Origin of the sequence: Nonomuraea sp. NPDC049784, from assembly GCF_040659615.1 — a bacterium.
Taxonomy (GTDB): Bacteria; Actinomycetota; Actinomycetes; order Streptosporangiales; family Streptosporangiaceae; genus Nonomuraea.
The window spans coordinates 1-3,213 of the sequence record NZ_JBFAMX010000882.1 but is presented as its reverse complement, the minus strand read 5'-3'; the positions used below and the strand labels follow the sequence as shown (position 1 = coordinate 3,213).

Sequence of the window (3,213 nt, the reverse complement as noted above, 5' to 3'; positions counted from 1 at the left end):
CTCCTGTCGCGCACCGCGTACGGCCGGGCCGTCGAGGGCCCCGGGTTCCACCTCGACGTGCCCCGCCTGGTGGCGGCCGGGTACGCGGTCGCCATCCAGGACGTGCGCGGCACGGGCGCCTCGCAGGGCGAGTTCCGGTTCATCAGGGGCGAGGCGGCCGACGGTTACGACGCGGTCCGGTGGGCGGCGAACGCGCCATGGTCCGACGGAAATGTCGGGATGTACGGGGACTCGTACCTCGCCATCACCCAGCTCCTCGCGGCCCAGGAGCGGCCGGAGGGCCTCAGGGCCATCGCGCCGCACGTCTCCCCCGCCGGCCTGTACGAGTGCGTCTACCAGCCGGGCGGCGTACCCAACCTCAACATCATCCTCACCGTCAGCGCGATGGTGCTGGCCGTGGACGAACTGGACCGCCGGATCGCGCTCGGCACGGCCACGGAGGAGGACAAGGGCAGGTACCTGGCGGCCATCGGCCTGCCTGACAGATTCGGCGAGCGTATGAAGGAGCTGTCGGAGCGGCTGCCGCTCGGCGACCAGCCGCTGCTGGCGGACCTCGTGCCCTTCTACTCGACGTGGATGGGCACCCCCGACCCCCTCGACCCGCTCTGGCGTGACGGGGTCGTCGACCACTCCCGGATCGAGGTGCCCGCGCTGGTCAGCACCGGCTGGTACGACTACTTCCGCGACGGCTCCATCGAGCACTACGAGCGGCTGCGCGGCGAGTCGCGGCTGATCGTGGGCCCGTGGACGCACTTCACACATGACCGGGGCATCTGCGGGCGTGACTACGGCGACCAGGCCAGCCAGGAGGCCGTCGACTGGACAGGGGCGCACCTCGACTGGTTCGACCACTGGCTGCGCGGGGAGCCGATGCGCGACCAGGCCCGCGTGAAGATCTTCGTGATGGGCGACGACGCCTGGCGGGACGAGGAGGACTGGCCCATCGCGCGGGCCCGGAGCGTGCCGTACCACCTGGGCTTCAACGGAGTGCTGAGCACGATGCCGGTGGCGGGCGGCTCCGCCGAGTTCGTCGGCGACCCCGGCGACCCGGTGGCGACTTTGGGCGGCGCGGTCATGTCGTTCGAGGCGTTCGGCCCGCTCGACCAGCGGCCGCTCGACGAGCGCGGCGACGTGCTGCGTCACCAGAGCGAGCCGCTCGGCGCGCGGGTGGAGGTGAGCGGCGAGGTGGAGCTGGTCGCGCGCGTCTCCTCGACCGCCGCGAGCGCGGACGTGACGGCCAAGCTGATCGACGTCCACCCCGACGGGCGGGCCGAGCTGCTGACCGACGGCATCGCGAGGGTGAGCGACCTGGAGCCCGGCGAGGTGCGCGAGGTCACGGTACGGCTCGGCGCCATCTCGAACGCGTTCCTGCCGGGCCACCGGATCAGGATCGACGTGGCGGGTTCGAACTTCCCCCGGTTCGGCAGGAACATGGAGAAGGGCACCACCACATTGCACGGCCCCTCCTACGTCGTGCTGCCGACCATCCCGTAGACCTCCTGCCGAGACATGGCCGCGCCCTTGGCGAAGCACTCGTCGAAGTGCTCGTCACCGAGCGCGGCCCTGGCCTTTTCCAGGCCCTCCGAGGTGTCGAACGAGGTGTCGCGCGGCTCGATCGCCGACGACGCGCCGAACAGCACGGCCGCCCGCTCCTGATCGCCCGCGGCCTGCGCGGCCAGCGCGAACCCGGCCAGCACCAGTGAGAGCACCGGCCTGTCGGGGCTGGTGGCCCCGAGCGCCTCGAGAGCCCGGCGGTGCTGCTCGAGCGCGGCGCCCAGCTCGCCGTTCCGTGCCAGCGCCCGGCCGTACGACGTGCTGAGCGAGGCGGTGAGCTGGGACATCGGCGGGCACTGCGCGAGCACGTCGAACAGCCCGCGATAGATCTCCAGGCCCTGGGCCAGATCGCCGCGCTGGCAGGCGTGCGCGGCCTCGGCCAGTCCGAGCAGCAGCCGCGTGAACGGCGCCGTCTCCCCGTCCACGCTCGCCCTGGCCCTGTCCAGATCCTCGTTCGCGCCGTCCAGGTCGCCGCCGCGCGCACGCAGCTCGGCCAGCCTGATCAGCGTGGAGATCGACTCGTCGGCGCCGACCCAGTCGCTGGTCAGCGACCACGTCTCGGCGATCAGGTCGTCGTTCGGCGCTCCCCTCGCGGCACGCAGCTCGGCCAGCCCGATCAGCGCCTCGCTCAGTCCCCACCGGTCCCCGAGCTGCCTGAACCCGGTCACCGCCCGCTCCAGATTCTCCTCGGTACGTGCGGGGCCGCCGATCATGAGAGCGGAGCTGGACAGCCAGAGGTCGTCGCTCCGGGCGTACGCCTCGAGCAGTTCGACGGCGTATTCCTCGCGCCCCGCGGCGGCGGCCATGATGGCCTTGCTGATCTTGAGCATCGGGTGCAGCGGCCCCTCCCGCTCGGCCACATCGGATATCCGGTCCATCCGGTGCGAGAGCGCCAGCATGGCGGGCCGGTCGTTGATGATCGTGCCGAACAAGTTCACGCCGTACGCGAACATGCAGGCCATGTACGGCCTGGTCAGCCCGGGAGGCGGCTCGTCGCCCGCCAGCTCGATCGCCTGCGTGGCCCAGGCCGCGCTCTCCTGCCGATAGCCGCACATCCACCAGTACCAGTTCAGCGCCCCGCACAACCGCAGCGCAGACTCGACGTCCCGCTCGTCGATCACCCAGCGCAGCGCGGCGGCGAAGTCGTCGCGCTCGGGGGACAGGCGCTCGAGCCAGACCGTCTGCGCGGCCGTCCGCAGCTGCGGCTCCGCCCGTTCGGCCAGATCCAGCAGATACGCCGCGTGCCGCCGCCGGTACTCGCCGGCCTCCCCCGCCTCCGCCAGCCGTTCGAGCGCGTAGGCGCGGATGGTCTCCAGCATCGAGTAGCGGCCCTCGGGCGAGACCTGGACCAGCGACTTGTCGGCCAGCGCGCCCAGCACGTCCACCGCTCCCCCGCAGACCGCCTCGACCGTCTCGAGCGTCGCGCCGCCCGCGAACACGCCAAGCCTCCTGGCCAGCACCCGCTCCTCCTCGCCCAGCAGGTCCCAGCTCCACTCCACCACCGCTCTGAGCGTCTGCTGGCGCGGCAGCGCGGTCCTGCTGCCGCCGGTGAGCAGCTTGAACCGGTCGTCGATGCGGTCGACGAGCTGCTGCGGCGTCATCGTACGCAGGCGGGCCGCGGCCAGCTCGATGGCCAGCGGCATCCCGTCCAGCCTGCGG

General features: G+C 72.1%; 1 protein-coding gene and 1 pseudogene. One reads left to right on the top strand and one right to left on the bottom strand.

Translation table 11 applies throughout. The annotated features are described in order from the left end of the window. On the top strand, window positions 1–1,494 hold a 1,494-nt coding region (locus AB0J09_RS60350), incomplete at its 5' end, for a CocE/NonD family hydrolase (RefSeq protein ID WP_360712816.1). Here the strand turns inward: AB0J09_RS60350 and AB0J09_RS60345 are convergent. After that, window positions 1,467–3,213 (bottom strand): annotated as a pseudogene (locus AB0J09_RS60345) (AfsR family transcriptional regulator); the annotation flags it as partial. The gene AB0J09_RS60350 and the pseudogene AB0J09_RS60345 sit on opposite strands and share 28 nt — an antisense overlap.